The following is a 15,863-nucleotide window of genomic DNA, read 5'->3' on the forward strand; positions in this document are numbered from 1 at the left end:
GATGGAATTTTAAGTGTTCTCCGCCGTAGACAGCTTATGATGAAACATACCCATTTTCCCTGGCTGGACTTTGTCAATGGTGTTGGGTCGATCGCTATCGCGATCATGGCCGTGTTTTACCTGGCTTTTTCGCGCCGATCGAGCCATTAGGGCCTTTTGCAGCGTTCTTCCTCCTGGCCGTAGGGGGCGTCCTCGCGTACGGATCTTACAGGGTTTTCAGTCGAACGTAGCCACGGTTCTCTTACCTCGGACTACCTTTCGGCAGGAAGTCACAGCCGGCAGTGTCAGCTTCCGGCGTCGGGACGAACGATCTCGAGCGCCACTCGGCAGTCCCCGGTCGCCCGGTAGCCCCGTTCGCCCGCGACCGTCGCCTCCTCTACGAGGCCGGCGGCGACGAGTTCGGCCAGCCGGCCGTGGAGGTCGCTCTCGCAGAGGCCGTAGCCGTCGAGGAGTTGGCGGACGGCGATGGGTCCCCGGTCGGCGAGCGCGATCACCAGGCCCAGCGTCTCATCGTCGTGGACGGCCGAAAGCAGCGTTCGGACCGCCGGATCGACGCCCGCTGCGGCCGTCTCGAGGGGCGATCCGCTTCCCTCCTCTTCCTCGAGGCGGTCGTTGGGGAGGTAGCGTTCCTCCCCCGTTTCTGGGTCGTAGACGAGACTCGACTCCGTCGAGCGTTTCCGGAGGAGGTAGCGGGTCCCCTCGGCGTCGCGGACGGTTTTCATTGTGCTTCCTCCCTTTCGGTGTCGGAATCGCTCTCGGCGTCGTCGCTTCCGCCTCCGGCCAGCGCCTTGGAGTTACGGTACCGACGGGCGGCGAGCGCGAACAGGGCAACGCCACAGGCGAGGGCGGCGAGCCCGGGGCGGGTCCCGTGGCCGAAGACGAGCACGAGGGCGCCGACCGCGGTCGCGAGGATGGCCGCGTTCAGGGTCAACACGACGAGCCAGAACGCGGAGTGGATCTCCGAGGGGACGTCCTCGTCGGCCCCCGGCGAGGGCACTTCTGGCGCCTCGGGAGAGGGTGGCGAGGGAGCCGAGGGGATCGTCAATCCCTCGGAGTCGGGGTCGTGAAACCGCTCCTCGGGGTCGTCCTCCTCGGGCTCGTGGTCGCTCGGCTCGAGGTCCACGGTCGGAAAAGGGTGGGTCGGGGGAAAAGCGTTGTCTCCCTACGCGAACTCCTCTAGGGCGAGCGTTCGGGCGGTCTCCATCCAGGCGAGCGGGTTCTCCGCGTCGAAGAAGACGGTCCTGCCGTCGGTTTCGTAGCACTCGACCGTCGCGACTGCGGGGTCGTCGTGGCGACTGTGCTCCTCGCGCCTCTCGTCTCTCGCTCGGACTGACACGGCGTTCACCGTGTCGTGGTATGTGTTACCACATTAAAGCTCTTGTCCCGGGAGGGGGCGGCGGTCGATGAGGGGGTTTTTATTCGGGCCCCGCCAACCCGGGGCCATGAGCGAGGAGGCACAGACCGGGCTCGGCGACTACGCCGGTGAGGTGGGCGACGGGTCCGGGGACGAGGGCGGGGAGGTGACCGGCTCGGGCAACCGGCTCGTCGAGGAGGCGATCGCGGTCGCCGGAAACGGCGGCTCCTCCCGGGCGGAGGTCGTCGACGTGGTCGCCGAGGCGCTCCCCGAGCCCCAGGGGGCCCTCGAGCTGGCGGTGATGCAGGTCGACTACACCATCGCCGGCCGGGGCGACGACGAGCGGCCGGTGATGCACGTCTTCGGCCGGACGAGCAACGGCGAGATCGAACACGTCCGCGTCGTCGGCTTCCGCCCCTATTTCTACGCGCCGACCGCGAGCCTAGAGGGGCCGCCCGAGGAGCGCTACGACCGGCTCACGGGCAGCGAAACCGAAGACGCCGAGGGCGAGCCCTACGAGAGCATCCGGGGGGAGCGCCTGACGAAGATCTTCGGCCAGACCCCGCGAGACGTCGGCCAGGTCAGAGACGAGTTCGACCACTACGAGGCGGACATCCTCTTTCCAAACCGCTTTCTGATCGACAACGACGTCCGCAGCGGGATCCGCGTCCCCGAACGGCGCGCCGACGACGACTCGCTCGTGGTCCCCCACGACGAGGTCGAAGCCTGCGAGGTCGAGGCCACCCCTCGAGTGTGCACGTTCGACATCGAGGTCGACGACCGATCCGGATTCCCCGAGGACGGCGAGGAGCCGATCGTCTGTCTGACGAGCCACGACTCGGGTCGCGACGAGTACGTGATGTGGCTCTACGAGGCCCCCATCGGCGACGGGCCGATCCCCGACGAGATCACGGCCTACGAGCCGATCGAGGGCGGGATCGACCACGAGATCCGCGCCTTCTCCGAGGAGGAGGCGATGCTCGAGGCCTTCGTCGACTACGTTCGAGAGACCGACCCCGACGTGCTGACGGGCTGGAACTTCGAGGACTTCGACGCGCCCTACTTCCTCGACCGGATGGAGCGCCTTCAAGGACCGCACCACGACTACGACCTGGACATCGACCGGCTCTCGCGAGTCGACGAGGTCTGGCGGAGCAACTGGGGCGGTCCCGACATCAAGGGTCGTGTCGTCTTCGACCTGCTCTATGGCTACCAGCGAATGGTCATCTCCGAACTCGACTCCTATCGCCTGGACGCCGTCGGCGAGGCCGAACTCGGCGTCGGCAAGGAACGCTATGCGGGAGATATCGGCGATCTCTGGGAGGACGACCCCACCCAGTTACTCGAGTACAACCTCCGGGACGTCGAACTCTGTGTCGAACTCGACCGCCAGCAGAACATCGTCCCCTTCTGGGACGAGGTCCGGGCGTTCGTCGGCTGCAAGTTAGAGGACGCCCCCACCCCCGGGGACGCGGTGGACATGTACGTCCTCCACGAGGCCTACGGCCGCTTCGCGCTGCCCTCGAAGGGCCAACAGGACGCCGGCGAGGAGTACGAGGGCGGGGCCGTCTTCGACCCGATCACGGGCGTCAAGGAGAACGTCACCGTGCTGGACCTGAAATCGCTGTACCCGATGTGTATGGTGACCGTCAACGCCTCGCCGGAGACGCGGGTCGATCCCGAAACGTACGACGGCCCGACCCACACCGCGCCGACGAAGCCGGAACCCACGCACTTCCGGCAGGAACCCGACGGGATCATCCGGGAGATGGTCAACGAACTGCTCGCCGAGCGAGAGGAGAAAAAGGAACTCCGAAACGTCAACGAGCCCGGTTCTCCGGAGTTCGAGCAGTACGACCGACAGCAGGGTGCGGTGAAGGTCATCATGAACTGCTTTACGCCGGATACGGAGGTCCTGACTCCCGATGGGGTCCGCGATATCACGGATCTCGACGTCGGCGACGACGTGTACTCGCTCGATCCGGAGACGGAGGAGTTACAGGTCAAGCCCGTCGTCGAGACCCACTCGTATCCCGACTACGAGGGCGATCTGATCGACATCGAGACGAGCAAGATCGACTTCAGCGTGACGCCGAACCACCGGATGCTCGTCCGCAAGAACGAAACCAACGGAATCACCGAGGACGAGTACGGGTTCGTTGAGGCCGGAAATCTCGACCGGGCCACGAACTACGAGCTCCCACACGACTGGGAGGGTCCCGATGGAGACGAACTCGAGGAGGCCGATCTCACGGAGCTGATCGATGGCGAGTACGAGGTCTGGGTACGGCCGTCCGTTCACGGCCACACATTCACAGCCGAGCTGGGCTGGACGCCGCGACGTGTCCCGAAAGCGGACGTCGGAGAGACGGGCTACGTCTTCACCGCCGAGGAGTTCGAGGACCATCGCGAATACATCGAGGAGGTCTGCGAGACGAGCTTCATCCACCGCGAATCCGGCAGAAAGTGGATTCCACGAACGTACGAGGGGGACGATTTCCTCGACCTGCTCGCGTGGTTCGTGACCGAGGGGAACGTTTACACCTCCGAGGACAAGCAGTTCGGTGAGAACTTCCGTGGATCCGCGACGACGGTGAAACTGGCCCAGGAGAACCTCCCGGTCGCGGACGGCGGCAGTAACCACCACGCAACGATCGGTAATCTGCTCGACGGGATGGGATTCGATTCCTACGTCGACGATCGAGCGTACACGATCACGTCGAAACTCCTCGGAAACCTCTTGACGTCGCTCTGTGGTGATGGAAGCTTCGAGAAACGGATCCCCGAGTTCGTCTTCGATCGCAGTCGTAGACAGAAACGACGGTTCCTCGAACTCCTCGTCGACGGGGACGGCGATCGACAGGTACACTCGTGGCGCTACTCCACCTCGAGCGACCGACTTCGAGACGACGTCCTTCGGCTCTGTGCTCATCTCGGGCTTACGGCGAACTACGGTCGGGATAGCGGGACGTGGCGGATCTACGTGACCGAAAACTCGAAGAACACGCTCCGGATGCATCGGAGTTCGTCCCGCAGTACGGCCGAAAACGGCGTGTATTGCGTCACGGTCGAAGACAATCACACGTTGCTCGCGGGTCGTAACGGCAAGTTCCAGTTCGTCGGACAGTCATTGTACGGTGTGTCCGGGTGGGAACAGTTCCGGCTGTACGACAAGGACGCGGCGTCGGCGATCACCGCGACGGGCCGCGAGGTGATCGAGTTCACCGAGGAGGCTGCAAACGAGATCGGCCAACAGGTCGCCTACGGCGACACCGACAGCGTCATGCTCGAACTCGGTCCCGACGTATCGAAGGAGGAAGCCATCGAGCAGTCGTTCGACATCGAGGAACACATCAACGAGCGCTACGACCACTTCGCCCGCGACGTTCTCGATGCCGAGGACCACCGCTTCCAGATCGAGTTCGAGAAGCTCTACCGGCGCTTCTTCCAGGCGGGAAAGAAGAAACGGTACGCCGGCCACATCACCTGGAAGGAAGGCAAGGACGTCGACACGATCGACATCGTCGGCTTCGAGTACCAGCGTTCGGACATCGCGCCGATCACCAAGGAGGTCCAGCACCGCGTGATCGAGATGATCGTCAAAGAGGGCGACGTCGAGGGGGCAAAGGAGTACCTCCACGGCATCATCGAGGAGGTCCGGACCGGGGAGATCTCCGTCGATGAGATCGGCATTCCCGGCGGGATCGGGAAGCGCCTCGACGACTACGACACCGACACCGCCCAGGTCCGAGGGGCGAAGTACGCGAACCGCTTGCTGGGAACGAACTTCCAGCGGGGGAGCAAGCCAAAACGGCTCTACCTGAAGCGGGTCGATCCCGCGTTCTTCCGGCGTGTCGAGGAGGAGCGGGATCTCGACGCCCGCCAGGACCCGCTGTACGGTGAGTTCAAGCGCGATCCCGACGTCATCTGTTTCGAGTACGCAGACCAGCTTCCCGAGGAGTTCGAGGTCGATTACGGCAAGATGTTAGAGAAGACGCTGAAGGGGCCGATTGCGCGCATTCTCGAGGCCCTGGGAATCTCCTGGGAGGAGGCCAAGTCGGGCCAGGAACAGACCGGGCTGGACAGTTTCGTCTGAATCCCGTCGGCCCCTGCCCGAAAGCCCGGCCCTGTTTCTGATACGAAAACTTTTCTTCTCGTTTCGACACTCTATCCGCCCACATACGAAACCGTTATGGGGATGACGCCCCACCGTTCGAACGACCGAGGTAACCGTATTATGGCACGCTTAGAGCTCAACAACTTACACGCGAGAGTCGCCGAGGAGGGCGGAGAACGGATTCTCCAGGGGGTCGACCTTGAGGTCGAGTCCGGCGAGATCCACGCGCTGATGGGACCCAACGGCAGCGGGAAGTCCACGACCGCGAAGGTCATCGCCGGCCACCCCGCCTACGAGGTGACCGACGGCGAGGTTCTCCTCCATCTGGAAGAAGACGAGTTCGACGGGATCGACATCCCCGAGGACAAACGGACCTGGAACGTCCTCGACCTGGAGCCAAACGAGCGCGCGGCGCTCGGCATCTTCCTCGCCTTCCAGTACCCCGCCGAGATCGACGGCGTCACGATGACGAACTTCCTCCGAACGGCGCTGAACGCCAAGATCGAGGAGCGCGAGGAGCTGTTCGAAGAGGAGGAGGCCGCCGACGAGGACGAAGAAGAGGATACGGGATTCGAGACCTCGCCGATGGAGGGTCCGGCCGACGACGGCGACGTCGGCGTCGCCGAGTTCCAGGAAATCCTCTCGGAGAAGATGGACCAACTCGACATGGACGCGAAGTTCGCCCAGCGCTATCTCAACGCGGGCTTTTCGGGCGGCGAGAAGAAACAAAACGAGGTGCTCCAGGCCGCGATCCTCGAGCCGTCGATCGCCGTGCTCGACGAGATCGACTCGGGGCTCGACATCGACCGGCTGCAGGACGTCTCGAACGGGATCAACGCCCTGCGGGACATCCAGGGGACGGGCGTCCTCCAGATCACCCACTACCAGCGCATCCTCGACTACGTCGAGCCCGACCGCGTTCACATCATGCTCGACGGGGAGATCGCCATGAGCGGCGACGCGGAGCTCGCCGAGAAGCTAGAGGACGAGGGCTACGACTGGGTCCGCGAGGAAGTGTACGAGGCCGCCTGATCGTGACCACCCACGCAAACCCTCAAGGCGCTACAGCCGCTACCCACGGACACGACCAATCATGAGTTCCGACCAAGAAAACCTACAAGAGACCGACACCGAGGCGCGCTTCGAGTTCCACAAGGAGGAGCGATCGGCCGTCCGCTCCGAGAAGGGACTGACCGAGGAGGTCGTCCGACTCATCTCCGAGGACAAAGACGAGCCCGACTGGATGCGCGAGCGTCGCCTCCGCGCGTTCAAGCAGTACGAGGCGATGCCGATGCCGACCGACTGGCCGGGCCAGCCCGACCTCTCCGAACTCGACATCGAGGAGATCGTTCCCTACATCCGCCCCGACGTGGACAAGCGCGAGGGCGTCGACGACTGGGACGAACTCCCCGAGGAGATCCAGGACACCTTCGAGCAACTGGGCATTCCCGAGGCCGAGCGAAAGGCCCTGTCGGGGGTCGGCGCCCAGTACGAAAGCGAGGTCGTCTACCAGAACATGCAGGAGCGCTGGGAGGAGAAGGGCGTCGTCTTCATGAACATGGACGAGGCCGTCAAGGAACACCCCGAGATCGTCAAGGAGTACTTCATGACGACGTGTGTTCCGCCCAGCGACAACAAGTTCGCCGCGCTCCACGGCGCGGTCTGGTCGGGCGGCAGTTTCGTCTACATCCCCGAGGACGTCACCGTCGAGATGCCCGTCCAGGCGTACTTCCGGATGAACTCGGAGGGGATGGGCCAGTTCGAGCACACCCTGATCGTCGCCGAAGCGGGTTCGGAAGTCCACTACATCGAGGGCTGTTCGGCCCCCAAATACGGCAGCCACAACCTCCACAGCGGCTGTGTCGAGGTCTTCGTCAAGGAGGACGCCCACGTCCAGTACTCCACAGTACAAAACTGGTCGAAGAACACGTTCAACCTGAACACGAAGCGAGCGATCGTCGAGGACGACGGGAAGATGGAGTGGGTCTCGGGCTCGATGGGCTCGAAGGCCACGATGCTCTACCCGTGTACGATCCTGAAGGGCCGCGGCGCGACCGACACCCACATCACGATCGCGTTCGCCGGCGAGGGCCAGGACATCGACACCGGCGCGAAGGTCTACCACAACGCCCCCAACACGAGTTCGACGATCGAGTCGAAGTCGATCAGCAAGGACGGCGGGCGGACCAACTACAGGGGACTGGTCCACATCGCCGACGGTGCCGAGGACTCCTCGACCGCAGTGGAGTGTGACGCCCTGATGTTCGACAACGAGTCGACCTCCGATACGATGCCGTACATGGAGATCGAGGAGTCGAAAGTCGACGTCGCCCACGAGGCGACAGTGGGGAAGATCGGGGACGAGGACGTCTTCTACCTCCAGAGCCGCGGACTGGACGACGACGACGCAAAGAAGATGATCGTCGCCGGCTTCATCGAGCCGATCACCGAAGAACTACCGATCGAGTACGCGGTCGAACTCAACCGACTGATCGAACTCGAGATGGAGGGGAGCCTCGGATAAGACATGAGCGCAGGAACGGAACTACACGCGAATCTGACCGACGCACAGGTCCGGGAGATCAGCGACGACTTGGGCGAGCCCGAGTGGCTCCTCGAGACGCGTCTGGAGGCCTTGGAGGCGCTCGAAGAACTCGAGATGCCCGACGTCATCCGGACGCCGGGGCGAGACTGGACGAACCTCCACGATCTGGACTTCGAGACGCTCGTCGATCCGCTGAACTGGGCGGAGAACAAGGATCAGGAGGGTCCCGACGACGTCGAGGTCCTTTCGTGGGCCGAGGCCGTCGACGAACGCGAGGCGCTCCTGAAGGAGGAATTCGGCTCGATCGTCGATCCCCAGGAGAACTACCTGACTGCGCTCTCGACGGCGCTCTTCTCGACCGGGACAGTGATCTACGTTCCCGAGGGCGTCGACGCCGAGGACGTGACGATCCGGACCGAGATGAACTCCCGGTCGCTCTTTAACTACACGCTCGTCGTCGCCGAGGAGTCGAGTTCGGTGACGATCCTCGAGCGCCAGTCGACCGGCACCGAGGGTCCGGCCCGCGGCGACGAGGACCGCTACTACAGCGGGATCGTCGAGGTCGACGCCGGCGAGAACAGCTCGATCCAGTACGGCAGCCTCCAGAACCTCTCTGCGGACACCTACAACTTCACGACCAAACGCGGCCGAACCGACACCTACGCCTCGATCGACTGGATCGAGGGCAACCTGGGTTCGAAGCTCACGAAGACCGGAACGTCGACGATCCTCGAGGGCGATGGTTCGGAAACGAAGATCGTCGGCGCCTTCTTCGGCCACGACGACCAGCACTTCGATCTCGACGTGAAGGTCTGGCACCGGGCCGAGCACACGACCGCCGACCTCGTCACCCGCGGGGTCACGGACGACGTCGCCCGCTCGGTGTACGAGGGAGTCCAGGACGTCGGCAGCGACGCCTGGGACACGAGCTCCTACCAGCGGGAGAACACGCTCATGTTGAGCGACGAGAGCGAGGCCGACGCCTCGCCGAAGCTCATCATCAACAACCACGACACCGAGGCCAGCCACTCGGCGACCGTCGGCCAGATCGACGAGGAGGACCTGCTCTACATGACCTCCCGGGGGATCTCGCCGCGTGCTGCCCGAAACATGCTCGTCGAGGGCTTTTTCGTTCCCGTTCTCGAGGAGATCGCCGTCGAGGAGTTCCGCGAGGACGTCGAGGAACTCGTCGCGGCCCGCCTTCGCGAGTAGTCGGTTTTTCGTCGGTTCCGTTTTCGTCATCGCTCGTCGATACGGCCTGTGGCGTGTCGGCCGACGGCTACCGATCGGAGTAGGGAGCGTTAAGTGTCGCCGACCCGGAACTCAGAACGAACCGGTCACTCGGGACGGCGGGCGTTCGTCCGGAACGATACCACGGAGCGCGGGTGGGACGTTTCGGGCCACCCGGCGTCCTCGATGCCCCTCGAATCAGCGCATGGTATTCCATCGTCCGGCTCCGGTCGAACGCCGTCCCGCCCACGCCGACGCTCCGCTCGGCCGTAGAGCGGACGATCCGACGGGTCGGTTGCAGTCGGACGCCGGCGTGAGGACGTTCCGGAATCGCCCCTACTGTCTACGGCACCGTTCGCGTCACGTTATCGATCAGGAACGTCGTCACACAGCCGCACGACTCGAGCCGGCGGCTCCGGTGGTCGCATGAACCGGTCGCTTCTCAGCGGTGTCTTCTCGGTCCTCAGTAGCAAGGTCGTCATCATGGTCATCGGGCTGGTGACGACGCCGGTTCTCTACCGGCTCCTCGAGCCCTCGGGCTTTGGCGACTACGCGTCTCTGCAGTCCGTGTTCGCCATCTTCATGATCTTCGTCAGCTCGGGGATCACCGACGGCGTCCGGAAGTTCGTCGCCGAGGAGCGGGATCTGCCCGACTGGGAGGCCCACGTCGTGGGCTACTACTTTCGGCTCGCGGTCGTGTTCGCGGTCGTCGGCGCCGTCGCGCTCTTTATCGCCGCCCGCGAGGGGCTGGTCGCGGCCATCTGGGGGGCGGAGTTCACGCCGTACTTCTACGTCCTCGCGGGCCTCGTCGTCACCGCCCAGTTCCGGGCCTACGCCCGAAAAACGCTCATGGGATTCGGCCTCGAACGCTACTCCGAACCCCTGAACGCCCTCGACACCGCCGCGTTCGCGGCCTTCGCCATCCCGCTGGTCTACCTCGGATATGGCGTTCTCGGCGCGCTCGTCGGGCTGATGCTCGCGAGCTTTCTCGTGGCCATCATCGGGTTCTTCCTGGTCCAGAGACAGGTCCCGCTGTCGTATCTGGTCCGACGGCCGCCCGCTCACTTTCCCCGTCGGACGATGTTCACGTTCAACTCGCTGAGCATCGTCCTCGTCCTGTTTCTGTCCTCGCTGTACCACATCGACGTCGTCATGCTCCAGACGTTCCGCGAGAGCTCCGAGGTCGGCAACTACAAGGCGGCGCTGACGCTCGCGGAGTTCCTCTGGTTCGTTCCCCTCGCGCTCCAGACGGTCTACGTCCACTCGATGTCGGAGCTGTGGTCCCAGGACAGGATCGATCGGATCACGACCATCGCCTCGCAGACCACCCGATACACCTTCCTGCTCACTGCCGTGATGGCGGTCGGGCTCGCTGCCCTCGCGGACGCCGTCGTTCCGCTCTACTTCGGCCCCGAAGCGACACCCGCGGTCGAACCGCTACTGCTCTTGTTGCCGGGCGCGCTGGGCTTTGCGCTCGCGCGGCCGATCCTCGCGATCTCCCAGGGGAAAGGCAAGCTTCGGTACCCGATCGTCGCGACGGGCACTGCCGCCTGCATCAACCTCGTCCTGAACTTGCTTCTGATCCCCCGCTACGGGATGGCCGGCGCGGCGATCGCGACCTCCACCGGCTACGGCTCGATGTTCCTCTTTCACTGCCTGAGCGCGCGCCAGGTCGGCTTCTATCCGCTCTCGGACGCCAGGATCGGTCGAGTCGCGCTGACGACGGTCCTCGCGGCCGTTCCGATCTTCCTCCTGGCCGACGCGCTCTCGATAACGATCCCGATCCCCGTCCTCGGAGCGGCTCCCGTCTCGCTGTTCGTCGTCCCCCCCGTCGGCTTCCTGATCTTCGCCGGCTTCACCCTCCTGACGGGGGCGATAGGGGTCGACGAGACCGCCTCGCTGTTCGCGGAGTTCCCCGATCCGATCGGTTCGACGGCGACGACGGCGATCGATCGTCTCCAGTCGTTCGATCTCCGGGAGCTATCGGGGAACTCCCTCCAGCTCCTGTTGATCGGCGGCGGGATACTGTTGCTCGTCGTCGGCCTCGCGTTCGCCCTGGTCGGTCCCGGAGTGGGGGACTCGCCGACGGCCGGTTCCGGCGACGACCCCGGGCCGGAAACGGATGCCCCGGTCGACACGACAGGAGAGAACTCGACGGGATCGACCGGGAGTACGGACGGAAACGGGACGACGGCCGAGTCGGCGTCGCCCGAGGACGGAACCGACACGGCGTCGACGGGGGAGACGCCGCCCGACTCTCCGAACACGACCGATGACGGGGAGATCCTTCCGGGGGAGGCGGATCAGGAGGAGGTCCCCCTCGAGTCGGAGTCCGAGGCCACGGACGCCGGCGACCCCGAATCTGAATCCGAGACCGAGACGTCGGGCGACATCGGTGGAGAGGAGTCGACCGACAGCCCGACCGAGACGGAGACCGACACGCCGGCCGAAACGTCGGCGACCGATACTCCGACCGAAACCGAGACGCCGACCGCGACGGAAACCGAGACCGAGGAGCCCACGGAATCGGAATCATCGACGCCGACCGAGACTGAAACCGACATCGACACCGACACCGCAACGGAAACGGAGACCGAGACGGAGACGGAAACCGAGACCGACACCGAGACGCCGACGGCGACGGAGACGCCAAACGAGACTGAGTCTCCGACCGAGGCGACGGAGACCGAGCCACCGACGGAGACGGAAACAGCGACGGAGACGGAAACGGAGACCGAGACGGAGACGGAAACCGAGACCGAAACGGCAACCGACACTCCGACGCCCAACGGGACAGACACGGGGACCGACTCTCCGACCGACACCGAGACGGCGACGGCAACGGAGATGCCGACGGCGACGGAGACGCCGAACGAGACCGAGTCTCCGACCGAGACGACGGAGACGGAAACCGGCACCGACACCGAGACGGCGACCGACGGCGAGACCGCAACCGACACCGAGGCGGAGACCCCGAACGGGACCGAAACCCAATCGCCGACGGAGACCGGGACGTCCTCGGCGACCGATACGTCGACCGACAACGGGACGGCGACCTCGTCCGACACCGGGACACAAAGCGCGGAGCCGACCGACACCGAGACGACGGAAACCGACGAACCGACGACGACGGCGTCGACGGAGACCGACCGTCCGGTGGGCAACGAGACAACGACCGAGAACGGAACCGAACCGGCCGACGGAAACTGAGGGATCGGACGTCGACTTCACCCGCCGACTGGGAACGCTAGGATTCGTTGCCGCCGGTTTCGTTGTCGCTTTCGTTGGTCCCGTCTCCGGTTTCGTTCGCGCTTTCATTGCCGCCGTTTCCGCTTCCACCGGTGAGTTGGCCCTGGCCCGAATCGAGGAGATCCGACGCAGTGACGACCTGGAGGTCCTGGTCGTCGATGTACTCGAGGACGTCCTCTATGTACCCCCTGTCGACTCCCTCGTCCGCGTCGTCGACGTAGACGAAATGAAGGATCGCGAGCTGGTTGTACGCCGCGGCCTGATCAAGGTTGGTCGCTGCCGCGTTCTCCTCGTCGCCCGAGAGGAATCCGAGGTTGTGGTGGTCAGTTATCGGCAGGCTGTTGGGCTCGCCGCCGAACCGAAACGCCTGCTCGTGGTACTCCCGGATCAGGTCGTGGGATTCGGGGCTCAGAAGGTTCCGGGGGGTCAGGAAGTGTCTGGCACCGTCCTCGAATCCGCGGTTCTCGAGGAACCCCTTGGACCGTCGGATCAACCCCTCCTGTTGTTCGGGGGTGTACTCCCCGAGGAACTGGGAGCCGGTTCGGGGCCGGGAGATCACGTCCCAGCCCGCCCCCGACATCTCCTCTAGATTCTCGATCGTGAGCCGGCCCTCGTTCCCGAGTGCCTCGGGCGTGACTGCCTCGACGCCCTGGACGTCGAACTCCTCGAGAACTTCGAAGGCGGTGGTGAAGTGCGACTCGAGCCCGCCGTCGAAGAGCAACATGACCGCCCCTTGGTCGGGCGAGTCCGCGCGACGGAGGTCGTCGACTGCGAACTCGATCTCTCCGCCCTCGTCGCCGCGGCGGCGGCCGACGATGCGGATCTCCCTGACGTCTGCGAGATCGGGGTCGCCCTCTATCACGTCGACGCCGAGGTCGACCCGCTGCCAGCGATCGGCGGCCCCGGTCAGCACCCGCCGGAGGTCGATCCGGTTTCGCGTGTCCGACGCCAGCAACTGGACGGTGAGGTCGAACTGCTCGCGACCGGTGTACCTGATCGCCAGCGAGAGACCCTGTCCGCTCAGATCGAGCCCGTCGGTGAACGTCCGAAAGACGGTCGCCTCCTCCTCGCTTTCGGGTGCCGTGATCCGGGCGGAGCTCGAGCCGGCGTACACCTCTTCGGTCTCCGCTTCGATCGCGTCATCACCCACTATCGGGCTCCAGGCGTCCACGTCCTCGAAGTCGTCGACGCTTTCCCCGGGGAGGTCGGCGAGCTCGTCGTCCGCTCCACCCTCGCCCTCGTCTTCATCGTTCCCCGTCTGGTTGCTTTCGTTTCCTTCGTCGTCGCTTGTCTGATCGTCGTCTCCGCTTTGGTTGTTCTCCCCTCGCTCGTCGTCTCCGGTCTCATTCTCCTCGGTCTCGGTTCCTTCTTGGTCCCCAGTCCCGCTCGTCTCGTTTCGTTGGTCTTCGTCTGTTCCGTTTTCGGTAGCCTCCTCGCCTTCGTCCTCGGTGTCGTTGCCGTTTCCGCCTAAAATGTCATCCGAGAGACAGCCGGCAAGCGACAGCGCCCCAGTGGTGCCGGCTGCGGCCAGGAACGATCGTCGGTCTGTCATCGTATCAACCGTTCTTGCAGGCACAACCCCTTTCTTATGGTCCCGTTAGATACGGGATATCGAAGCTACGACCAATGTCGATAACCCCTCGGACCTCCGGCTATTCCCGGAATCATGGACGATTGATTAATAACACCTGTAGAGAAGAATTAAATGGTGGGTGGTCGCGCGGGTCTGCAAAACAGTTCACGAACGTTGTTCGGACAGTAAGCCCCAGTTCGCGCAAGTACATTCAAGTTTGAACGACTATCATCGGCTTCGTGTAATTAGTTTCCGTGTACTATAGGGGCCTGCTTCCGGAGGGGAATGCGTGACGCGAGAGAGCGATACGCGGTCGACGGAGGGACGGAGAGGACTCTTGAACAATGCGGCGGCGACGATCTCGCCGTCCGAGATTCCGGGTTCGCCGGCGACGTCCGTGCTCGAGGACCGGTACGGGACGGTCATCGACGTCGCGGACGCCGGGGCGGACACGAGCGGGAACGCGTCGATTACGCCGGTGTTGCGCCAGCATGCCGGGGACGATACGCTCCTCCGGTTCCCGGAGGGCCGGTACTACATGGACAGCCAGCTTCGGCTGACGAACTTCCAAAACTTCGGGCTCGTCGGGGACGGCGACGCGACGCTCGTCCCGGCGAATTACGGCGACTTCTCGGGTCCTCAATACCGGCTCTTCCGGCTGGGAACACCGTGGGATCCGGGCCGTGACCTCCGTGTCGAGGGATTCCACGTTGATCAGACCGAATCCGACACCGGAATCCGAGTCCTCGACGTGGGTGTTTCGACCGGGCTGACCGTTCGCGACGTCATCGTCGAAGGCCTCCACGACAGCGGGACGTGGGGTCCTGGCCTGTTCAACATCACCGATCCGGACGGCGTTGGCGTCGTTCGACGGTTCCAGGCTCCGGATGGCGGTATCCACGCCAACCAGACCCCCCACGCGGGTCAGGTAAGCCGCGGGCCGACGGGAATCCACACGAACGGATACCACGAGGGCGCGCTCAGGCTCGAGAACTGTGTGCTCGGCAGCTATCCCGGAAACGGACTGTACGTCAACTGCCCCGGGGACGTGTTCGTCGAGGACGGAGAGTACGCCAACAGCGCCGGGACGACGGTCCGTATGGGCGTCGGCGAGGGTCGCGTACGGAATGCGGACATAGAGGTCACCGGCACGGCCAGCTACGAGCGCCGGCAGATCCCCCTCAGGCTCGACTACGGGAGTCTCACCGTGGAGAACGTGGACGTTCGGATGACCCGGGCGAACGGGAACGGAATCCGGGTTATGGACGAGGTCGACGAGGCGACGTTCCGAAACGTCACGGTTTCGAACGACGGCCCCAACCCCAACACCGCGATCCGGGTCAACTCGGGTGCGGGAAGTACGTCGTTCTATGGCGTCAGCGTCGATATGGGAGTAAACGGGAACGCACTCAAGATCCCACAGGGAGGTGCTCCGGTCGACGTCGATGGCTTCGCCGTCACTGGCGACGTGGCCGGTTCCCCGATCCAGGAGACGATACTCTGCCAACGCGACGGTTGTCGGTTCGCAAACCTCGATATCGACCAGCCCGGCAGCGGCCGGCGCGGACTCCTGCTCACCGGCGACGACATCGTCGTCACCGACAGCGAGATCGAAACCGACTACGACGCGATCTCGACTGAAGGAAACGGGATCGAGATCCGGAACACGTACGCGAGCGCCACCAGTGGTTCCTCGATCCAGGTCCGAAGCGGCAGCGTCGACCTCTCCGGGAACAGCACGCCGAGCGGTATCGACCGATAGCGCACTCGGCCTCGGAGCCGAACTCGTAGACGG

General features: G+C 64.4%; 10 protein-coding genes. 6 read left to right on the forward strand and 4 right to left on the reverse strand.

Features of this window, described 5'->3' with window-relative positions:
• Positions 1–284: 284 nt before the first annotated feature.
• From DVH23_RS04270 to DVH23_RS24110, 3 genes are read right to left on the reverse strand one after another with little or no spacing between them, the layout of a single operon-like run.
• Positions 285–722: a hypothetical protein gene (locus DVH23_RS04270; protein WP_114576192.1), complete on the reverse strand. Its 438-nt coding sequence runs from the start codon at positions 720–722 to the stop codon at positions 285–287.
• On the reverse strand, positions 719–1,123 hold the full coding sequence (locus DVH23_RS04275) for a hypothetical protein (protein WP_114576193.1): 405 nt from the start codon (positions 1,121–1,123) through the stop codon (positions 719–721). The genes DVH23_RS04270 and DVH23_RS04275 overlap by 4 nt, the downstream gene beginning before the upstream one ends.
• A gap of 39 nt (positions 1,124–1,162) precedes the next feature.
• The gene (locus DVH23_RS24110) at positions 1,163–1,345 is read right to left on the reverse strand and encodes a hypothetical protein (RefSeq protein ID WP_114576194.1); all 183 of its coding nucleotides are present in this window, start codon (positions 1,343–1,345) and stop codon (positions 1,163–1,165) included.
• 97 nt (positions 1,346–1,442) lie between these two features.
• Here DVH23_RS24110 and DVH23_RS04285 point away from each other — a divergent pair, with 97 nt between their 5' ends.
• From DVH23_RS04285 to DVH23_RS25220, 5 genes are all read left to right on the forward strand, one after another.
• The gene (locus DVH23_RS04285; protein WP_114576195.1) at positions 1,443–5,450 is read left to right on the forward strand and encodes a DNA polymerase domain-containing protein; all 4,008 of its coding nucleotides are present in this window, start codon (positions 1,443–1,445) and stop codon (positions 5,448–5,450) included.
• A 141-nt stretch (positions 5,451–5,591) separates the two neighbouring features.
• Positions 5,592–6,503 carry an ABC transporter ATP-binding protein gene (locus DVH23_RS04290; protein WP_114576196.1) on the forward strand — a complete coding sequence of 304 codons (912 nt, stop codon included), beginning with the start codon at positions 5,592–5,594 and terminating at the stop codon, positions 6,501–6,503.
• Positions 6,504–6,564: 61 nt separating this feature from the next.
• On the forward strand, positions 6,565–7,995 hold the full coding sequence (sufB, locus tag DVH23_RS04295; RefSeq protein ID WP_114576197.1) for a Fe-S cluster assembly protein SufB: 1,431 nt from the start codon (positions 6,565–6,567) through the stop codon (positions 7,993–7,995).
• A gap of 3 nt (positions 7,996–7,998) precedes the next feature.
• On the forward strand, positions 7,999–9,228 hold the full coding sequence (sufD, locus tag DVH23_RS04300; protein WP_114576198.1) for a Fe-S cluster assembly protein SufD: 1,230 nt from the start codon (positions 7,999–8,001) through the stop codon (positions 9,226–9,228).
• Between the two features lie 444 nt (positions 9,229–9,672).
• Complete coding sequence (locus DVH23_RS25220; protein ID WP_198667832.1) at positions 9,673–12,456, forward strand: oligosaccharide flippase family protein; 2,784 nt, start codon at positions 9,673–9,675, stop codon at positions 12,454–12,456.
• Between the two features lie 37 nt (positions 12,457–12,493).
• On the opposite strand, the gene DVH23_RS04315 is transcribed toward DVH23_RS25220, so the two are convergent.
• The gene (locus DVH23_RS04315) at positions 12,494–14,047 is read right to left on the reverse strand and encodes a hypothetical protein (RefSeq protein ID WP_114576199.1); all 1,554 of its coding nucleotides are present in this window, start codon (positions 14,045–14,047) and stop codon (positions 12,494–12,496) included.
• A gap of 310 nt (positions 14,048–14,357) precedes the next feature.
• Between DVH23_RS04315 and DVH23_RS04320 the strand changes: the two genes are divergently transcribed.
• Positions 14,358–15,830: a right-handed parallel beta-helix repeat-containing protein gene (locus DVH23_RS04320; RefSeq protein WP_232833693.1), complete on the forward strand. Its 1,473-nt coding sequence runs from the start codon at positions 14,358–14,360 to the stop codon at positions 15,828–15,830.
• Positions 15,831–15,863: the final 33 nt, after the last annotated feature.

Origin of the sequence: Saliphagus sp. LR7 (assembly GCF_003344565.1) — an archaeon.
GTDB classification, from domain to species: domain Archaea; phylum Halobacteriota; class Halobacteria; order Halobacteriales; family Natrialbaceae; genus Saliphagus; species Saliphagus infecundisoli.